Below are 397 nucleotides of genomic sequence, written 5' to 3'. Positions count from 1 at the left end.
TGTTAAACAGAACTTACGGTTCGATATTAGAAAAATAAGGTTCATTGAATGCTCGATGTGAACTTAACTTAAAAGAAGATGATTTACGCAATAGGGTTGTTGGTAGTGCTGCAAATGCCAGCGTGATACGTCGCTTTACTTTGAACCTAGTACGTTTACAGTCGAAGAAATATAGTGTTGGGGCTGAAGCCAAACCAAGCGTGTCAGAGCGACACAGTTCGTATTGAACCCTTATTGGGTTGAAAAGCGTTCCACGCTGGCTGTCGCCCTGATGCTGATAACTGCGACGATAAATTGATACCGAGCAAAACGATAATTTTATATCTGTTTTAATCCAATATTGATTGAATAATATCAAATGCTTTTTCTATTTTTTGGGTAGGAATAATGCCAAATC

This window comes from Vibrio sp. OPT46 (assembly GCF_015163535.1).
GTDB classification, from domain to species: Bacteria; Pseudomonadota; Gammaproteobacteria; order Enterobacterales; family Vibrionaceae; genus Vibrio; species Vibrio alginolyticus.
The sequence above is the reverse complement of the archived record's forward strand: the minus strand, read 5'-3'. Positions refer to the sequence as shown.